The organism is Xanthomonas citri pv. citri, assembly GCF_000961215.1.
Lineage (GTDB): Bacteria > Pseudomonadota > Gammaproteobacteria > Xanthomonadales > Xanthomonadaceae > Xanthomonas > Xanthomonas cissicola.
This window is the reverse complement of sequence record NZ_CP008998.1, coordinates 5,064,083-5,082,890: the sequence shown is the minus strand read 5'-3', so window position 1 is coordinate 5,082,890 and position 18,808 is coordinate 5,064,083. Positions and strand designations below refer to the sequence as shown.

Annotated in this window: 10 protein-coding genes and 1 pseudogene; 8 read left to right on the top strand and 3 right to left on the bottom strand. The window is 67.3% G+C overall.

Translation table 11 applies throughout. From position 1 onward, the window contains the following. Positions 1–315: 315 nt before the first annotated feature. The 4 genes from recC (at position 316) to xopQ (ending at position 11,691) form a co-directional block, all read left to right on the top strand. Entirely contained in the window at positions 316–3,720 is a 3,405-nt protein-coding gene (gene recC, locus AMD14_RS22170; protein WP_011052901.1) for an exodeoxyribonuclease V subunit gamma, read from the top strand. Beyond that, positions 3,717–7,448 carry an exodeoxyribonuclease V subunit beta gene (gene recB, locus AMD14_RS22165; protein WP_011052900.1) on the top strand — a complete coding sequence of 1,244 codons (3,732 nt, stop codon included), beginning with the start codon at positions 3,717–3,719 and terminating at the stop codon, positions 7,446–7,448. The genes recC and recB overlap by 4 nt, the downstream gene beginning before the upstream one ends. 222 nt (positions 7,449–7,670) lie before the next feature. After that, positions 7,671–9,728, top strand: a complete 2,058-nt coding sequence (gene recD / locus AMD14_RS22160; protein ID WP_011052899.1) for an exodeoxyribonuclease V subunit alpha — start codon at positions 7,671–7,673, stop codon at positions 9,726–9,728. Positions 9,729–10,296: 568 nt separating this feature from the next. Continuing rightward, a complete protein-coding gene (xopQ, locus tag AMD14_RS22155) occupies positions 10,297–11,691 on the top strand; it encodes a type III secretion system effector XopQ (protein ID WP_011052897.1) in 1,395 nt (464 codons plus the stop codon). 102 nt (positions 11,692–11,793) lie between these two features. Here xopQ and AMD14_RS25135 read toward each other — a convergent pair whose 3' ends face one another. The 3 genes from AMD14_RS25135 to AMD14_RS22145 form a co-directional block, all read right to left on the bottom strand. Beyond that, on the bottom strand, positions 11,794–11,973 hold the full coding sequence (locus AMD14_RS25135) for a hypothetical protein (protein WP_003482327.1): 180 nt from the start codon (positions 11,971–11,973) through the stop codon (positions 11,794–11,796). 67 nt (positions 11,974–12,040) lie between these two features. Beyond that, positions 12,041–13,966: a M61 family metallopeptidase gene (locus tag AMD14_RS22150; RefSeq protein ID WP_015472905.1), complete on the bottom strand. Its 1,926-nt coding sequence runs from the start codon at positions 13,964–13,966 to the stop codon at positions 12,041–12,043. 190 nt (positions 13,967–14,156) lie between these two features. Beyond that, entirely contained in the window at positions 14,157–14,489 is a 333-nt protein-coding gene (locus tag AMD14_RS22145; RefSeq protein WP_003482333.1) for a hypothetical protein, read from the bottom strand. 597 nt (positions 14,490–15,086) lie between these two features. Here AMD14_RS22145 and AMD14_RS22140 point away from each other — a divergent pair. The 4 genes and pseudogenes from AMD14_RS22140 to atzF form a co-directional block, all read left to right on the top strand. Then, positions 15,087–15,266, top strand: a pseudogene (locus AMD14_RS22140) (DUF1348 family protein); the annotation flags it as partial. 17 nt (positions 15,267–15,283) lie between these two features. After that, positions 15,284–15,502 carry a hypothetical protein gene (locus AMD14_RS24815; protein WP_157882325.1) on the top strand — a complete coding sequence of 73 codons (219 nt, stop codon included), beginning with the start codon at positions 15,284–15,286 and terminating at the stop codon, positions 15,500–15,502. 24 nt (positions 15,503–15,526) lie between these two features. Beyond that, positions 15,527–16,741, top strand: a complete 1,215-nt coding sequence (locus AMD14_RS22135) for an IS4-like element ISXac1 family transposase (protein WP_011050083.1) — start codon at positions 15,527–15,529, stop codon at positions 16,739–16,741. Positions 16,742–16,908: 167 nt separating this feature from the next. Beyond that, positions 16,909–18,777 (top strand): allophanate hydrolase, encoded by a 1,869-nt coding sequence (atzF, locus tag AMD14_RS22130; RefSeq protein WP_234705869.1) that lies wholly within the window; start codon positions 16,909–16,911, stop codon positions 18,775–18,777. Positions 18,778–18,808: the final 31 nt, after the last annotated feature.

Here is an 18,808-nt window from a genome sequence, read left to right as displayed (position 1 = left end):
GCCGGGCGAATACCCCGGCCCATCGCCTTGAGGGCGTGCGCGTCGCCGCGCACCCACGGTGGCGATGCTGCGTGTCTGCGCGGCGCAGGGCGGCGCTTGGCGGTTCCAAGGCTTGCGCGTGACGATGGCAGCGCGTCGTATGCGGCGTGATGCCTGATCGCAGTTGTTGAAGCGGGCCGCGCGCGCGGTCGATCGGCATCTTTCGCGCAGCGCCGGTGCGCGATGCCGTGCGGCTTTGCGCTCAGCGCGGCCACCTGGGCGCCGACACGGCGGCCAACAACGCCTCACGCGCGCATCCGGCACAATGCGCCACGCATGCACGCCACTTCCGCGCCCGATTTCCGTCTTTATCCATCCAATGCGCTGGATACCCTGGCTGCCTTGCTCGCGCAGGAGTTGCGCCGGCCGATGCCCGGGCAGCCGTTGCTGCAGCCGGAGGTGGTGCTGATTCCACAGGTGGCGATGCGGCGCTGGTTGCAGTCCACGCTTGCGGCCGAGCACGGTGTTGCGGCGAATCTGGAATTTCTCACGCCCGGCGAATTCGTCGCGCGCGCGCTGGAGCGCAACCTCGGCGCGGCCGACGACGACCTGGACATGGCGACCACGCAGTGGCGATTGTATGCGGCCCTGCAATCGGACCTGGGCAGCGATGCGGCGTTGGCGCCACTGGCCGGCTATCTGTCCGATGGCGATGCGCTCAAGCCGTGGGCGCTGGCCGGCGAGCTGGGCAGCGTGTTCGAAAAATACCAGGCATGGCGCCGCGACTGGCTGCTGCGCTGGGAAGCGGGCGCCGATCCGGACGACCCGCAGGCACGGTTGTGGCGCAGCATCGCCGCCGGCCGGCAATACCGTGCACGGCGCATCGGCCAGTATCTGGACCGCTACACGCGTGCCGATGGTCCGTTGCCGCAAGGCCTGCCGCCGCGCGTGTTCGCCTTCGCCATCTTGAACATCTCGCCGGACGTCTTGCGCGTGCTGGCCACGCAGGCGCGCGTGGGTACGCTGCACTTCTATCTGCCCACCCCGACGCAGGGCTACTGGGGCGACCTGCAGACCTTGCGGCAACGCCGGCGCGAAGACGGCGCCGTGCAACTGTTCGCCGAGCAGGTGCAGGAAAACCCGTTGCTGCAGGCCTGGGGCGCAGCCGGGCGCGACTTCATGGCGCTGGTGGGCGACTACGAAGTGGTGCACCCGCTGGCGGAAATTGCCGCCTACGCCGACCCGTTGGACTCCGGCCGCCGCACGCTGGCCGATGGCGGGCTGGGCGACAGCCTGTTGCGGCGCATGCAGAGCGATCTGTTCCATCGCCGCGGGCCTGCAGCTGACGCGCGATTGCCGGCGGTGAATCTGCACGACCCCAGCCTGCAGGTGCACGCCTGCCACACGCGGCTGCGCGAGTTGCAGGTATTGCACGACCAACTGCGTGCGCTGCTCGACGATGCACGCTTCGACCCGCCCCTGCAGCCGCGCGAGATCGCGGTGCTGTCGCCCAACATCGACCCGTACGTGCCGTATCTGGATGCGGTGTTCGGCAGCCACGGCAACGACGACGCGCTGCCCTACGCGCTGGCCGATGCCAGCCCGTTGGCGAGCGAACCGCTGGCCGAAGTGTTCCTCGCCTTGCTCGGTTTGCCGATCGCGCGTTTCGGGCTGCATGAAATCCTCGACCTGCTGGCCAGCGCGCCAATCGCCGAAGCGGCCGGCCTGGACGAAGCCGGGCTGGAACGCCTGCGCAATTGGCTGCACGCGGCCGGCGCGCGCTGGGGCCTGGATGCGGCGCACCGGCGCCAGCACCAGGCACCGGGCGACGATGCCTACACCTGGCGTTTCGCGCTGGACCGGCTGCTGCTCGGCCATGCCAGCGGCGCCGACGAGGACATCGATGGGGTAGCGCCGTGGCCGCAGCTGGAAGGCAGCGCACTGGCCGCACTGGACACCTTGTTGCGGCTGTTGCGCGTGCTCGAACGGCATCAAGCCGCGCTGGCCGACGCGATGACACCGGTCGAGTGGCGCGAGCGTTTGCTGGGTCTGCTCGAGGCATTGATCCCGGCCACGCCGACTGCGCCGCGCGCGCAACGCGCGCTGGATCGCTTGCGCACCTTGATCGACCAGTTTGCCCGCGATGCGGTGCGCGCCGAGTACGCCGGCAAGGTGCCGGCCGAGGTGGTGCGTGCGCATTTCGCCGCGGTGCTGGGCGACTCGGATACGCGTGCGCCGCTGCTCACCGGCGGCATCAGTTTCGGGCGCATGGTGCCGATGCGCTTGCTGCCGTTCCGCGTGATCTGCCTGCTCGGCATGAACGATGGCGACTTCCCGCGCCGCGACCCGGCCGCCGGGCTCAATCGCCTCACCGCGGAACTGGGCACCGAGCGTCGCCGGCACGGCGACCGTTCCACGCGCGAGGACGACCGCTTCCTGTTCCTGCAGTTGTTCGCCTCCGCGCAAGAGGTGTTTTACCTCAGCTATCTCGGTGCCGATGCGCGCGATGGCAGCGTGCGCGAGCCGTCGGTGCTGGTCAGCGAATTGCTGGCGAGCGCTGCGCAGTACCACGCCGCCAGCAACGCGCTCGACACGCTGGTGGTGCGGCACCCGTTGCAGCCATTCGCCGCCGCCGCGTTCGGTGCGCTGGGCGACGACGGCGCCGATCCGCGCCGTTTCAGTTATCGCCGGCAATGGCGGCCGGCGGTGGACAGCCTGGTCGGCCAGCGGCAGCCGCTGGCGCCGTGGGTGGCCGGTGCATTGCCGGCCGAAGCGATCGCCTTGCCGGCCAGCATGTCCATCGACGCGCTGCGCCGCTTGCTGACCGACCCTGCCGGGCAGTTTCTGCGTCATCGGTTGGGCATGCGCCTGCCCGATCCGGCCGGCGAAGACAGCGATCTGGAACCGTTGCTCGCCCCCACGCGCGGGCTGGATCACTACGGCTTGCAGCAGCAGGTATTCGAAGCTGCATTGGCCGGCGACACCGAAGGCCTATACGAGCGCCTGCGCGCGCGCGCGCTGCTGCCGTCCGGCCCGCTGGGGCGGCGCCAGCTCGACGAGCGCGTGGCCCAATTGCGCCCGTATGCCGACGCATTCCGGCAGTGGCGTGGCGAGTCCCCGGCCCAGTCGCGCCGGCTGCAGGTGCAGATTGGCGAGATCGAACTGCACGGCCGTGTGCCGGGCTGGTACGCAAGCGGCGTGGGGCGCGTGCAGGTCGGCGCGCTCAGCGGGCGCAGCGCCATTCGCCACGGCTTGGAGTGGTTGCTGCTGCGCGCCGCCGGCGAACACGCGCCGTACGTGCGTTTCTTCGAACACGACGACGGCCTGGGCCCGCATCCCATCGATGCACAACCGCTGTCGCAAACGCAGGCGCATACCGCATTGGCCGAGCTGCTGCAGCTGTATCGCCAGGGCGTGCAGACACCGCTGGCCTTCGCGCCGTACAGCAGCTGGAAATATCACCAGGCCGCGCGCGGCGGCGACCTGGACAAGGCCATCAAGGAGGCGGCCGGGCAGTGGCAATCGGGCTTTGGCTGGAGCGAATCGCATAGCCCGGAACTGCGCCTGGTCACCCGCGGCCGCGACCCGTTTGCCGACGCGCAACGCTTCGCCGCGTTCGCCACCACCAGCCATCGTGTGTACGCATTGCTCGAACAGGGGAACACCGGCGCGCCACTCGAGACCGAGCGGGTGATCGACAGCTGGCGACACTGGCACGGCGCGCGCGAGGATGCCGAATGAGCATCAGCCCCGTCACCGACCCGTATCTGCAGTTGCCGCTGCACGGCGTGCGCCTGATCGAGGCCAGCGCCGGCACCGGCAAGACCTTTACGCTAGCGACGCTGTTCACGCGGCTGGTGGTCGAGCGCGGCTTGCGCATCGGCCAGATCCTGGCGGTGACCTTCACCGAAGCCGCCACGCAGGAGCTGCGCCGCCGCATCCGCGAACGCCTGGTGCTGGCCGCAAGCCTGGTCCCCGATGCGCCACCGCCTTTCGTAGGAGCGGCCCTGGCCGCGGGCGACCTTGCCGACGACCCGTCGCGGCCAGGTCCGCTCCTACACGCAACACCCGACGTGCTGCTCACCGGCGCCATCCTCGCCACGCATCTGGCCGGCGCCAGCGAAACGCCCGCCGCCTTGCGTCGCCGCCTGCAGCAGGCGGTGGAAGAAATCGATCTGGCTGCGGTGTTCACCATCCACGGTTTTTGCGCGCGCGTGCTGCGCGAACACGCGCTGGAAAGCGGCCAGGCGTTCGCTGCGCCGGAATTGCTCGCCAACGATCGCGAATTGCTCGGCGAAGTCGCGGCCGATCTGTGGCGGCAGCGCGCCGCCGATGCGGTGATGGCCGAAGATCTCATCGCCCTGTGGTCGGGCGGCCCCGAGGCCTTGGCCAGCGATCTGCGCGCGCTGGTGCGGCACCCGCAGTTGCTACCAAGGCCTTCAACGCCAGCACCTGATCCAACACCAATCCGCCAAGCTGCCGCGCAAGCCTTGGTCGCTACCCTGCGCGCGCACGGCGACACGGCTTACGACGCCATCGCCTCCGCATTCGACAACAAGGTCTTCGATGGTCGCCGTGCGCGCCGTGCAAGTTTTGACAAGGCTTTTGAAGAGTTGTGGAACGGTACTGCCGATGCTCACTGGATACTGGACGAGAAGGCACATCTAGACAAATTGCTGCCTGCACGCATGCGCGAATTTTGCAGGGATGGGGCGCACGATCGCGTACCGTGCTCACCCTTGTTCGATGCGTTACAAGTGTGGCGACAAGCTGACATACAGGTACAACAATGGCAGCAAAACCGCCGTATCGCGTTGCTGCATGCGCTACGCGACGATGCCATCGCACGGCTGGCGCTGCTCAAGCGGCAACGCCGCGTGCAGACCTACGACGACCTCGTCGATGGTGTCGCGCACGCATTGCAGGGCGCACAGGCCGACGCCCTGCTCAAACGCCTGCGCACGCAATACGCCATCGCGCTGGTGGACGAATTCCAGGACACCGACGACCGCCAGTGGTCGATCTTTTCCAACGTGTTCGGCGAAGGCCCGCTCGCACAAGCCGCCGGACTGGAACCGGCGCTGTTTCTGATCGGCGACCCCAAGCAGGCCATCTACGGCTTCCGTGGCGGCGATGTGCGCACCTATCTGGCCGCGGCAGTCACCGCCGAACGGGCGCCGCCGCTGAGCCACAACTTCCGCTCGCGCCCCGGCGTGCTGGCGGCCATCGACGCGCTGTACGCGCAGGCCGGCTACGCCGATGCCTTCCTCACCGACGGCATCGCCTTCCACCCGGTGCGGGCTGGGACCAAGCGCGTCGATGAAGACCTGCAACGCGATGGCGTCACTGCGCCGGCACTGACGCTGTGGCGGGCGCCGGAACCGCCGCCGCCTGCGAAAGGCAAGCCCAAGCCCTGGAGCGCCGGCCGCGCGCGCGAGCTGGCGACCGCCGCGTGCGTTGCAGCGATCCGCGGCTGGTTGGCCGGTGGCCGCGACGGCACGGCCACGGTGTGCGGTCGCCCGGTGCAGGCCGGCGATATCGCCGTGCTGGTGCGCAGCCACGGCGAGGCCACGCGCATCCAGCAGGCGCTCGGCGCGGTGGGCATCCCGGCGGTGGCCGCCGGCAAGCAAAGCCTGTTCGCCACGGAAGAGGCGCTGGAATTGCTTGCCTTGCTGCAGGCCTTGCTCGACCCGGGCGACGACAGCCGCCTGCGCGCCGCCTTGGCCACGGTCTTGATCGGCGAAGACGCCATCGCCATCGCCGCACTTGAACGCGACGGCGAGCGTCACCGCCGCTGGCAGCAACAGGCGCTGGACTGGCGCGAACGCTGGCAGCGCGGCGGCCCGCTCGCCCTGATCGGCGACCTCGGCGCCACCCACGGGCAACGCCTGCTCGCATTGGTCGATGGCGAACGCCGCCTCACCAACTATCTGCAACTGGCCGAACTGCTGCAGGAAGCCGATGCGCGCGCACTCGGCCCGCATGGCCTGGTCGACTGGCTGTCGCGGCGCATCGCCAATGCCGACGACAACGACGACGCCCAGCAGCTGCGGCTGGAATCGGATGCGCGCCGCGTGCAGATCGTCACCCTGCACAAGAGCAAGGGCCTGGAATATCCGCTGGTGTTCCTGCCGTATGTCGGCATCGGCCGCAAGCCACCGGACCAGAAGCCTGGCAAGCGTGTGATTGTTTATCGGGATGGCAAACGCTGTTTGCATTGGCCTGATGACGTTGACTCCATGGAATGGAAAGCGATCAAAGAGGAATGGAAGAAGGAGCAGGATGCCGAAGACGCGCGCCTGCTCTATGTCGGCCTCACCCGCGCCGAGCACGCGTTGTGGATCGCCAGCGGCCCGTTCCACCAGCACGAACGCACCGCATTGTCGGCCATGCTGCGTGCGCTCGATGCGCTGCAGGGCACGGCGGGCGAGGGCGGCGTGGTGGTGGACACCACCACGCCGCCGGCCCACCTGCCGCGGCTGCCGGCTCCGAGCGAGGCGCAGGTGCCGCTCGCGCGTAATCCGCAGCGTCACATCGCACCCGAGTGGTGGGTGTATAGCTTTACCCAACTGGCCAACGCCGATGCCGGCGCGGCCACCGACCCGATGGCCAGCGCCACCGTCGTCGGCAGCGGCGGCAGCGATGAACCGTCCGGCAGCGAGGCGGTTGCCGTGGCCGTTGCCACCGACGCCGAGCCGTTCGATCCGCGCTTTGCCGGCAACCGCTTCGGCGTGGTGATGCACGACGTGTTCGAACGTTGCGACTTCGCCGCCTGGCAGGCCTGGCGGCCGGGCCAAACCGCGCCCGACGGCCAGGCCGCACCCATCCTGGAGGCCCTGCAACGCGGCGGTTACGCCCAGGACGACCTCGACGACGGCCTGCGCATGCTCACCGCGCTGATCGGCCACACGCTCACCGTCGCATTGCCCGAAGGCACCCGCCTGGCCGACGTGCCCGAACCGCAGCGCCGCAACGAGATGGAATTCCATTTCGCCATGCGGCCCACCCGCGTCGATGCGTTGCTCGCCTTGCTGCATCGGTTTGGCGTGGTCGGCGACCGCCAGGCCTTCGGCGCGCGCCAGCGCCTGGAAGGCCTGATGACCGGCCTGATCGACCTCACCTACAGCGTGGACGGGCGCTGGTATGTGCTGGACTACAAATCCAACCGCCTGCCCAGCTACGACGCCGACGCCCTGGCGCGGGCCATGGCGCACAGCGAGTACGAACTGCAGGCGCTGATCTACACCGTGGCCCTGCACCGCTGGCTGCGCTTCCGCCTGGGCGACGCCTACGACTACGCCCGTGACTTCGGCGGCGTGCGCTATCTGTTCTGTCGCGGCCTGGATGCGGCACGCCCCGCGGTCGAGGGCATGCCGGCGCCCGGCATCCACGCCTGGCGCTTCGCACCGGCGCTGGTGCAGTCACTGGATGCGCTCTTCGCCGGCGCGCCGCCCGAGGCACTCGCATGAACCTGCTCGCCGATCCGCACGAACAGCGCCATCCATGCGCGTTCGATCATGGCCACGCGCTGCGTGCGCTGTGCGCCCGCGCAGCTAGCGAGGTCGTGCCATGAGGCTGTGTGCCGCTCTGCACGTCAAGCGCTCCACAAGTGCGTTCGATCATGGCCGCGCGCCAGGCTTGACCCACGCGCTGTGCGCCCTGTTCGCCCGCGCAGCTGCCGAGGCCATGCCATGAGCCTGCTCGCCGATCTGCAGGCCAAGAGCCATCTGCGCACGCTCGACCACGCGTTCGCGCAGAGCCTGCGTCGGTTGCGTCCGGACACGCCCGATACCGTGCTGCTGGCCGCTGCGCTGGCCTCGCTGGCCGTGGCCAATGGCCATGCCGGCCTCGATCCCCGCCGCCCACGGCTGCTGGTCGATGCAGACGTCGCCTGGCCGGCGGCCGACGCCTGGATGGCCCAACTGCAGGCCTCGCCGTGGATCGCCCAACCCGACGATCCGCTGGCTGCTGCGGCCAGCGACGCACCCCTCGTCCTTGAGCACGGCCTGCTCTACTTACGCCGCTATCGCGAATACGAAGCCCGCCTGGCCGCCGGGTTGACCCGCATCGCGTCAGACACGTTGCCAGCGACCGAGAGTGCTGTCCTCGCTGCGGTGTTTGCTGCGCTGTTTCCCAGCGCGACCACCGGCCAGGATCGCCAGGCCCAGGCCGCCGCGCTGGCGCTGCGCCGCGCCCTGCTGCTGATTACCGGCGGCCCCGGCACCGGCAAGACCACCACCATCGCCCGTCTGCTGCTGCTGCGTCTCGCCCAGGCTCATGCCGCCGGCCAACCGCCCCCCCGCATCGCGCTGGCCGCGCCCACCGGCCGCGCTGCCGAGCGCATGGCCGAAAGCCTGCGCATCGCGCTGGCGCGCGCGATCGAGCAGGGCTTGCCCGCAGAACATCAAGGCGCGTCCCCTCTCCCGCCTGCGGGAGAGGGTGCCCGCAGGGCGGGTGAGGGCACCGCTCCTACCGACTTCTCCTGGCACAGCGCCCTGCCCACCGGCGCCAGCACCTTGCATCGCCTGCTGGGCGTGATTCCGGATTCCCCGCACTTCCGCCACGACGCCGACAACCCGCTGCCGTTCGACCTGATCGTCGTCGACGAAGCGTCCATGGTCGACCTGCCGCTGATGTGCAAGCTGGTCGATGCGGTGGCCGATGGCACCCAATTGATCCTGCTTGGCGATGCCGACCAACTGCCCTCGGTGGAAGCCGGCGACGTACTCGCCGCCATCCTGCGGGCCGCCGGTCCCGGCGACACGCTGCCGCCGGACGATGCGCGCGCGCTGCAACCCTTGTTGGGCAACGCGCCGGTGACCGCCCCAGCCGCCAGCACACCCGTCGGTCACCTCGCCGGCCACCGCGTGCACTTACTACGCGGCTACCGCCAGGCCGCCGACTTCGCCCTGGCGCCGCTGGCCGATGCCGTTCGCATTGGCGATGCCGAGACCGCACTGTCGCTACTGCGCAGCGGCACGCTGCCAGGCGTGCACTTCCACGAAGACGGCGATGACCCATTGAGCCTGGGCCGTGAGGCCTTGCTCGCTCACTGGCAGGCGCTGACCGCGACCAACGATCCGGCCGATGCCCTGCGCCAGGCCGGCCGCCTGCGCTTGCTCACCGCGGTGCGCGCCGGCCCGCAAGGCGCGCGCGGCCTCAACGCCCGTATCGAACAACTGTTGGCCGAAAGTGGCTCCGGTGCCCGCCGCCTCGGTGCGGCCTCGCCCTGGTTTCACGGCCGCCTGCTGCTGATCACCGAAAACAGCTATCGCCATGGCCTGTTTAACGGTGACGTCGGCATCTGTCTGCGCAGCGAAGCCAGTCCCGCCTCGGTGCGCGACCCGCAAGCCGCCCTGGTCGCCTGGTTCGAAGGCGACGGCGACGGCCAGGTGCGCGGCTTCCACCCCGCCGCACTGCCCGCACACGAAAGCGCCTTCGCCATGACCGTGCACAAGGCCCAAGGCAGCGAATTCGACGAGGTCTGGCTGCAACTGCCCACCCGCGATGCCCGCGTACTCAGCCGCGAACTGCTCTACACCGGCATCACCCGCGCCCGCCGCGCCCTGCACCTGGCCGGCAGCGAAGCGGTCATCCGTAGCGCACTGGCACGCCACGCCGCACGCATCTCGGGATTGGCATGGCGGCTGGGTGCGGAGCAGATGCAACCCACTGCGGATGCTGCATCACCTTTGCGAGCAACAACGCCAACCGCATTGGGCAATCCCATCCAGGGCTCTCTATTCTGATGCGGAAAATGTATCAAAAGACGCAGAGATAGCCAGGGAAAAGAAGGCCTCTGAGGCAGCAACAGGTAAAACGTGCTTGTGGCTTGAGGCTGTATGAGAAGCGATCGTGCCCAGGAAAGCCAACGCTTCTGAGACAGTCACAATGAGCACCGCATCGCGCAGGCGCTGTGGGATGCCATGGCAGTGCCCGATATATCGTTCAGCGTCGGCCTGTGCCAAGCGAAGCACGCGAGCACGACGACCTCGGCATGGCGCGTGCGCTGCTCGCCAACACCGGCGTGGGCTTGAGTTGATGCGGCGGCGCGCCTGTCGGTGTCTCTTCGTCGCCGCACACAGGAATTCACCACGCCGGCATGGCGCTGTGCTGGACGTGGGTAACGTTGCGAGCCTGGCCGCCTGCTCGACCGCGTGATCGCGCCGCACGCCATTGCTGACGCCACTGACGCACGCGTGAGCGCGAACGCGCGACTGTTTCGTGCAGCGTGCGCACGCATGAGCGTGAGCACCGGTTCTGTCGTGTTGCCGACAAGGGCTGCCAGCACCGCCGTTCACTGTCAGAGGTCCTTACATGCAGCCCACCGGAATCCGATCCACCGCCGGTTTGTCCAGCGCAGACATGACGGTTGACCTGCGCGATCCCCCACCCGTTGCCGTGCCGGCACATTCCCCCGCAGACGCCGCCGCGCCGCCGCCGGGCGCCTTGCAGACCATCATTGGCCGTCCTCCCCGCCCGGACGGACCACGGCACCGACGCACGCAGAGCTTGCCCGCGCGATTGACGCCTGCTCAGCGCAGCATGCTGTCAGAACTCGGCGTCGCCGACGCACCCGTGCTGACGCCCACCGAGGCGGCCGTACTGCGGGAGCTGCGCCTGCACCGGCCGCAGCTGCCGCTCGACACGCTGCTGTTCACCGACCCGAACAGGGACCCCGACGATGTCGTGACCTACACCATCGCCAAGCAGCTGCAGGTCGAAGGCTTTTTGCGTCTGACCGACGTCGTCGTCACCCTGGGCGATGCCGACATGCGATCGCAACGCGCGCAGCTGGCAAAGGGTGTCTTCGATCGCCTGGCATTGCCGGATGTTCGCGTCGCGCGCGGTCAGGACTATCCCATGACGTCCACGCAGGCCCGGGAGCATTCCAAGTTCCTCGCCGAGGGAGACGCGCTGCGTGCGGCGCCGGACGCCGTCCACACCGATGGCGTCCGTGCGATGCGCGAGCGTCTGGCGACCTCGCCCCACAAGCTCGGCATGGTGGTCATCGCCGGAATGACCGATGCCAGCGCCTTGCTCGCCGAGGCGGGCGATCTGGTGCGGGAAAAGGTCGCGTCCATCACCATCATGGGAGGCATCGACCCGGCCAGGGACGCCGATGGTTTCGTGCAACCGGATGCGCGCCCCTACAACAACGCCACCGACATCCACGCCGCCCGTGCGCTCTACCGGCGCGCGCAGCAACTCGGCATTCCTCTGCGCATCCTGACCAAGGAAGCTGCCTACAGGGCCGCCGTACCGCCCGCGTTCTATGAAGGCATCGCACGCAATGGCCACCCCGTGGGCGAGTACCTGCGCGATGTCCAGAAAAACGCCTTGAAAGGCCTGTGGGAAGGCATCCAGGCCAACCTGATCCGCGACCTGGATACGGCGTGGTTCTTCCGTACGTTCGTCGCAGCACAACCGCAGGATCCAGTGGCAGCGGGTCAGCAAGGCGCCATGAGCTTCGACGCCATCTGGCCGCAGGTGACCAAGCTCAATCTCTACGATCCGCTGACCCTGCTGGCAGCGCTGCCCGGCACTGCGCGCCTGCTGTTCCAGCCAACCCCCATGCACCGCGAGGGCGCCAGCCCGGTGGAGCACGTGGGCCACGCCGAGGTTGTGCGTCCGGAAAAAGCCAGGCTGTTGCTGTCGGCGCTGGCCAAGGCCGCGCTCGCCCACGATGACGAGGAGCAACACGCGCGCTGAGCGCTCCGCAGCTTTCGCGGAGTGGCGCCGTCCGGCGTCCTCCGCGAAGCGCGAGGTGGGGCTTCCCCTCCAATTGCGTCCGCCTGCCAACAGGCCAGGCGCTTACTTGCCCCTCTTTTCCTGCTTGGCCGCGCGCTTTTCTTTCAGCGTCTTGGTCGGCTCTTTCTTCTGGTTCTTCTTCTGGTCCATCCCCTTGCTCATGACACCCTCGTGGTTGCTGGATTGAACGGTTGGGCAGCGCCGGACCCGGCGTGCCAGCGCACTGTAAGGCTTGTGCGCCATGGAAGGGCAGAGGGTCTGGCGCGGTGGAGTACGTGGCAACGGGTGGCGGCAGCCGGCGCCCATCGCCTCAGCGTGGCGCAAGCAGCCTGGCCAGGGTGTCGGACCGGTTGGCCAGCCGCTCCAGCCGTGGATAGCGCAGTGGTCCGGAGTACTGGATCTGCACGTCCGCACGCTGCGCGTCCTGTGCGATGCCCAATACGATGGGGCGGCGTGCGGAGCCGCGCACCGCATCGCGCACCGCGTCCTGCGTGAACGGCGCTCCATTGACGGTCGACACGCGCGTGCCCGGCCGCAGCCCGGCCGCGAATGCGGGGCCGTTCCAGGCCACCGTGCGCACCATGCCGTCGGCGCGCACCGTCAATCCGATCGAGTAGGTGAGATCGGCAACGCCAGCTTCTTCTTCGCTGGCACCGAATGCCGCAGTCGGCGTGTCGGTGTAGACAAGCGACCAACCGTGTTGGGTCAGGCCGCGCGTGGTGTCCAGTTCGTCGTGGGCATCGATCCATCCGCGCAGGAAGCCTGCCCAGTTGGCTGGCGCCACCGCATGCAACGTGGCGCAGATGTCCTCGAACGTATAGGTACGCGTCGGCGCGTCCGGCGTAGCGCCGGCAAAGAAGCGCTGCGCGAAATCGTCGATGCTGCGCTTGCCCCCGCTGCGCGTGCGCAGTTCGGCATCCACCGCCAGCCACAGCATCACCCCTTCGGAGTAGTAATCGCGCCGGCGTTGCCAGTCGCGCCACGCCACCGGCTGGCGCAACATGAAAGCCGGGTAGTGCACGTCGTCGGACAAAGAGCGCCATGCCCGCCCGGGCCGCGCTGCGATCTCCGCTGCTTCCAGCGCCAGGCGGTCGCGTACCTCATCGGGCGTGAACTGGCCGGCACGCGTCGCCAGCACGCGGCCCCAGAACTCGGTCTGTCCTTCGTACATCCACAACAGACTTCCGGAAACCGGCACGTTCGGCGTCGGTGCCCATAAATCGGCAGGCGTCCGGTAAAAGCCGTTCCAGGCATGCACGATCTCGTGCGCAATCAGGTCGCGCGAGAGGATCTGGCCCGGCCAGTCCTGGAAATGCGACGACGCCAAACCGTTCTCGCTGGACGCGCGATGCTCGGCGCCGCCGGCCGACCCCTCGTCGCTCAGCCGCGCCAGGATGGCGTAGCGTGCAAACGGCGGCGGACCGAACACCGCGCCGAGCTGCGCAAGCAGCGAACGTAGTTCGGCCACACGTGCGGGCGGCACCTGCAGGTCGGCGGGCCGCTGCGCCACGATATCCAGCGACACCGCCCCGGTCAGCGGCAGCTGCGCGGCGTATCGGCCGGCGAGCACCGGCGCATCCAGCAGCGTTTCCAGCGATGTCGTCTTGAAGGCGTAGTGCGTACCGCCCGCGCGCTCCACGTCCAAGGCGCTGAACGGCCGCAGCCCGCCCGGCAGCGTCACCATGGCGGCCACCGGAATGTTCCTGGCATACCAACCGGCCGGGTACAGCAGCAACCGCTGCCAGGGCACGGACACGATGTCGCGTGTCAGCAACTCGCCGCCGGCCAGCATCTGGAACCGCACCTCAATCTGCTGCGTACCGGCCGGCACTTCTACATGGAAGGCATGCGGCTCATAGCCATCGCGCCGCCATGGCAGGCGGCGCCCCGCTGCACTGACCTCCAGGCCGGCAAGATCGGTGACCGTCAGGCTGGGCCCGTGGCTGGCGGCCTCCCAACGTGGATACAGCAGCGTCACTGCGCCGCTGCCGTCTACCGGTATCTGCTGGTGCACAGTGAAGATGCGGCGCGCGACATCGGTGGCATCCACGTCCACGCGCATCACCCCGGCAAATGGGTGGTCCACCGGCGGCGCAACCGTCGGCGTCGGGGCAACGTACGTCGGGCCGTTACCGGTCTGCGCAGACCCCTGGCCAGCGAACAGGGCAAGCGCCACCGTCAAGACCGACGCACGCGCAAGGCGGAAATGGGGGATGTGTCTTGAATGGATGCGCATTGCACGGCCTCGAACAAGGCCGTGATCCTATACGCCTGCAACACCATGCAGCCATCTCGAAAACAGCGTGCTGTTCCAGCTCGCTTCGGCGCATTCATCCGCATCGAAGGAGGCACACACCTGCCCACCTGCCGAACGCCCGCGTGCGACCGTCAAGGTGTGCACGCGGGCGCCGCTGACAGCTGCGGCCTTATTTGGCCGGCACGCGCTCGTACTGCTCACCACCGGTGTTGAGATGGCCGTTGCTCTCGTCGATGGCGAAGTTCACCGTCTCGCCATCGTTGGTGACCTGCAGCGCGCCGTCCTTGTAGACCGCCGGGTAGCTCTCGGTCTTGGGCTGGCGGCTGAAGAACTTCGGCGTGGTGCTGCGGACCATGAAGGTCTCGCCATTGCGCTCGATGTCCATCGTCTCGTCCTGCGACTGCAGGTTGACCCAGTGACCAACGAACTTCTCGCCTTCCACCTTGGCGCAACCGCTCATCAACAGTGCCGCGGCCAGCGCGGTGCCCATCCACTTCATCATCGTGCGTTCTCCAGTTGAGGCCGCAGCGAGGATGGCGGGTGGGGGATGTATGGGAGGTCAAGGAGCATTCGCCCAGCCTTCCGATGCAAGCGTTGATGAGGTTAGAAGAAGTCGCCCCGACTCTTGTTGACGTCCATTGTGCATCTGCTCCCGCGCCTTATCCCGCCAAGGCCGAAAACGCATCACCTGCCGAGCTGTTGCCACAAGTTAGCGTCTCAGCGCTGCACGGTAGAGCGTTCGGCGTCGTGATCGACCGTTGGACTACATTCCAGGCGCTTACGACGACCGTTCGTTAGGCGGCTGGAGTGCGCGACATGGCCCAAACAGAAAAAGGCGGGAAAACCGCGGCCAGGGTTCACTAACTAGCGCGCGACAGGTTCGGCGCCACGCTGAGGCAGATCGATCGGTTCTATGTATTGCTGCTATGCACGATCAGCCCACGAAGCAGGCGCTCCAGGTGCGCAACGTCGATGCCGCCGCAGACACCGCAAGAGATATCGCGCAGTTATTGCTAAAACAGGCCACCCGCTAGCGGCCTGACGCTCCGCCGCAATCTCAAACGACGATGTATCCACTTCGATTGGAGGCTATGCCATGTCAGGCAACTGGGTCCGCTCCTACGGCAACGAGAACTGGGAATTCGGCGCCGATGGCCTGATGGAGCGCCGCTTCTCGTGCATCAACGACATGCCGATCAAGGAAAGCGACCGCAAGTTCCACTGGCCGCTGGGCCGTCGCCCGGATGACCATCCGGGGCTGTCTGATCTGGGCATGTAAGGGGTCCAAGGAATGAGATGAAAGCCCTCGGCAGTGGTTCTGCACCGGTGCTTTTGTCTGGCTCCGGCCTGCGTCTTTGGCACGCAAAGAGGAAGAGGCTGCAAGGAAATAGGGTCAAGTTCACTCAGAAAGTCAACCTGACCCTGAGGTTTCCCCACATTTCTTCCTGCGAGATCAAGCGCTTGGTGGGCCAGGCGGTGGAAGAAGGTGCGCGCATGGGGCACGCTTCAAGGTGATTAAGCCAGAGAAGAGTGCCGACCATGCGCGCCAGCGAAGTATTGCAGAAGTGCCTGTCTAACTCACTCTCCGGGATGCATGCGTTACGCCAACGTACCTTGCTGGGCGCGGTTGAAGCGCTAGTGCACGGGGGCCGACTGACGCTGATCGACATCGCACGCGCGTGGCCTGGCGCGACGCGGGTACGTGCGCCCCTCAAGGCATGCGACCGCCTGCTGTGCAATCGCACGTTGCAGGCCGAGCGATCCATGATCGAGCGGGACATGGCGCATTGGCTGTTGCGCGGCGACCAGCCGGTGATCGTCATCGACTGGAGCGATTTGAAGCCGGACAAGTCATGGTGTCTGCTGCGCGCAGCCGTGCCGATCGGTGGACGCACACTCACCTTGCTGGACATGGTGGTTGCCGGGAAACAGCAGGGATCGCCCGGCGCGGAAAAACGCTTCTTGCAACAGCTCAGGCGAATGATTCCAGACGATGTGCGTCCGATCCTGGTCACGGACGCCGGATTCCGCACGCCATGGTTTCGCGCGGTGTCGGCGATGGGCTGGGATTGGGTCGGGCGTCTTCGCGGACGCACGCAGGTCAAACCGCAAGACGTGCCCGATGATGCAGCGCAATGGATCGATAGCCGACGCCTGCATGCATTGGCGTCCAACCGTGCATGCGAATTGCCACCGATGCAGGCCAATCGCAGTGATCCACTCGATTGCCGTCTGGTGCTCTATGCCAAGACACGTCTGGGACGTCAGCAACGCAACCGCCGCTCGCCAGCGAAGGTCTCGCGTGCATCCTCCAGCTTGAAAGCAGCGGCGCGTGAACGCGAGCCGTGGTTGATCGTTGCCTCCCCACAGTTACAAGCACCCAGCGCGAAACACTTGGTCAATCTGTACGCACGAAGGATGCAGATCGAGCTGGCATTTCGTGATCTGAAGTCGCATCGCTACGGTCAGGCGATGGAAGACAGCCTGACCCGTCGCGGCGAGCGGTTGCAGATCCTGTTGTTGCTCAACACACTGGCCACCTTTGCCAGTTGGCTGGCAGGACTGGGATGCGAAGCCACCGGTATCGCCCAGTGGCTATCGCCACGCAGCAGTACACGCAAGCTCTACTCGACACTGCGTGTCGGCCGCCAGGCGCTGGCCAGGCGCTGGCCGATGGAACCTGTCTCACGCTGGCTAGAACGCTTACGTACACTGCCCGAAGCAGTGCGTGAGCAGATGACGCTGGTGCTTTAAAAACGTGGGGATACCTAAGAACCTGACCCCATTTCCGATAACTCAGGAGGATTCCCTTCGCAAAGAACGTCGCCACTTCTGGCAAAAAATCCCGTTCCTACGCTACCTGACGTATCTATGGAATTCGGAATGCGCGATCACATCAAGAATTCTCAGATGGATATCAGTTGCTGGAGTCGACCAGTCGCCGCGCATGCCGGGGAGCTTCCCGCGGTCATCCAACTTGTCGAGCGACCATGACCCACACCGCTTTTTGGACCTTGGCCGATTGGCAATCCGCGTATGCGCAGGGCGCCGCTCCTGCCGAACTGCTGTCTTGCCTCATCGCCGGCTTGCCGCAAGGTGATGTCGCCTGGATTTCCCGGCTTTCCCTGGACGGCCTGCAGTCCCGGCTTGCCGGACTTGCCCAACAACTGATGCAGGTTGGCGGCGACCTGTCTAGGCTGCCGCTCTATGGCGTGCCCTTCGCCGCGAAGGACAACATCGATGTCGCGGGGTTGCCTACGACCTGCGCCTGCCCGGAGTTCGCCTACCAGCCGACACACAACGCCGCCGTGATCGATCGGCTTGAAGCCGCTGGCGCGGTGGTCATCGGTAAGACCAACCTTGACCAGTTCGCCACCGGCCTGGTGGGCACGCGCTCGCCCTATGGCCCGGTGCCCAATGCCTTCAAAGCCGAGTACATCAGTGGTGGATCCAGCTCGGGCTCGGCCTCCGTGGTGGCTCGTGGTCTCGTGCCGTTTGCGCTGGGGACCGATACCGCCGGCTCCGGCCGCGTGCCGGCCGGCCACAACAACCTGGTAGGCCTGAAGCCTACACGCGGAATGGTCAGCAACCGCGGACTGGTGCCTGCCTGCCGCACGCTGGATTGCATCACGGTGCTGGCACTGAGCGTAGACGACGCCGATGCAGCGCTGCGCGCGATGGGCGGCTTCGATGCCTCCGATGCGTATTCGCGTCAGGCACCGGTCCGTCCTGCCAGCTGGCCCGCCAAGCCGGTGCTGGGCATTCCCGCCTCGCCCGACTGGTTTGGCGATATCCAGGCCGAGCGCGTCTACACCGATGCGCTGCGACGGTTGGAAACCATCGGCGTGGAACTGGAGCTGATCGACTTCGCGCCGCTGTTCGAGGTCGCTGCGCTGCTCTACGAAGGCCCCTGGGTGGGCGAACGCTACGCCGCCATTGAGGAGCTGATGAACGCCAAGCCAGAAGTCGTGCACCCGGTGGTGCGCGCCATCGTTCAAAAGGCGACGAACTTCAGCGCGGTGGACGCCTACAAGGCCGAGTACCGCCGCATGGCGCTGGCACGCAAGGCCGAAGCGCTGATGCAGGGCCTCGACGGCCTGCTGGTGCCCACCGCGCCCAGCATCTACACCATTGAACAGTTGCTGGCCGACCCGGTGACGATGAACGCGCGCATGGGCGTCTACACAAACTTCGTGAACCTACTCGACTTTAGCGCCATTGCGCTGCCGGCTGGCATGCGCGCCGATGGGTTGCCGGCAGGCATCACGCTGATCGCACCGGCTTGGCACGAGGCGCGGCTGATCGCGTTCGGCCGGCGCTGGCAGGCGGCAGCGCCCTGGAAGCGCGGTGCTTCGCAGCAGGAGCTGCCACCGGTCGATGTGCCAGCCGCCCCAAGCCTCGATGGCCACGTCATCGTCGCGGTCGTCGGCGCGCACCTATCGGGCATGCCTCTGAACGGGCAGCTCACCGAGCGCGGCGCCACGCTGCTGGAGAGCACGCACACCTCGGCGGCGTATCGCCTCTATGCCTTGCCCGGGACCGTGCCGCCCAAGCCGGGGATGCTGCGCACGGGCGAAGGCGCGCCCATCGCGGTCGAACTGTGGGCCATGCCGGTCGAGCGCTACGGCTCCTTCGTCGCCTTGATCCCATCGCCCTTGGGGATCGGCAGCCTGGATCTGATCGATGGCCGCACGGTCCAGGGTTTCATCTGCGAGTCCTGGGCCACGCGGGGGGCGGAGGACATCACCGCGCTAGGCGGTTGGCGTGCTTACGTGGCCCGGAAGAACTAGGCCATCGCGCCCGAACTTCACCTACCCATTC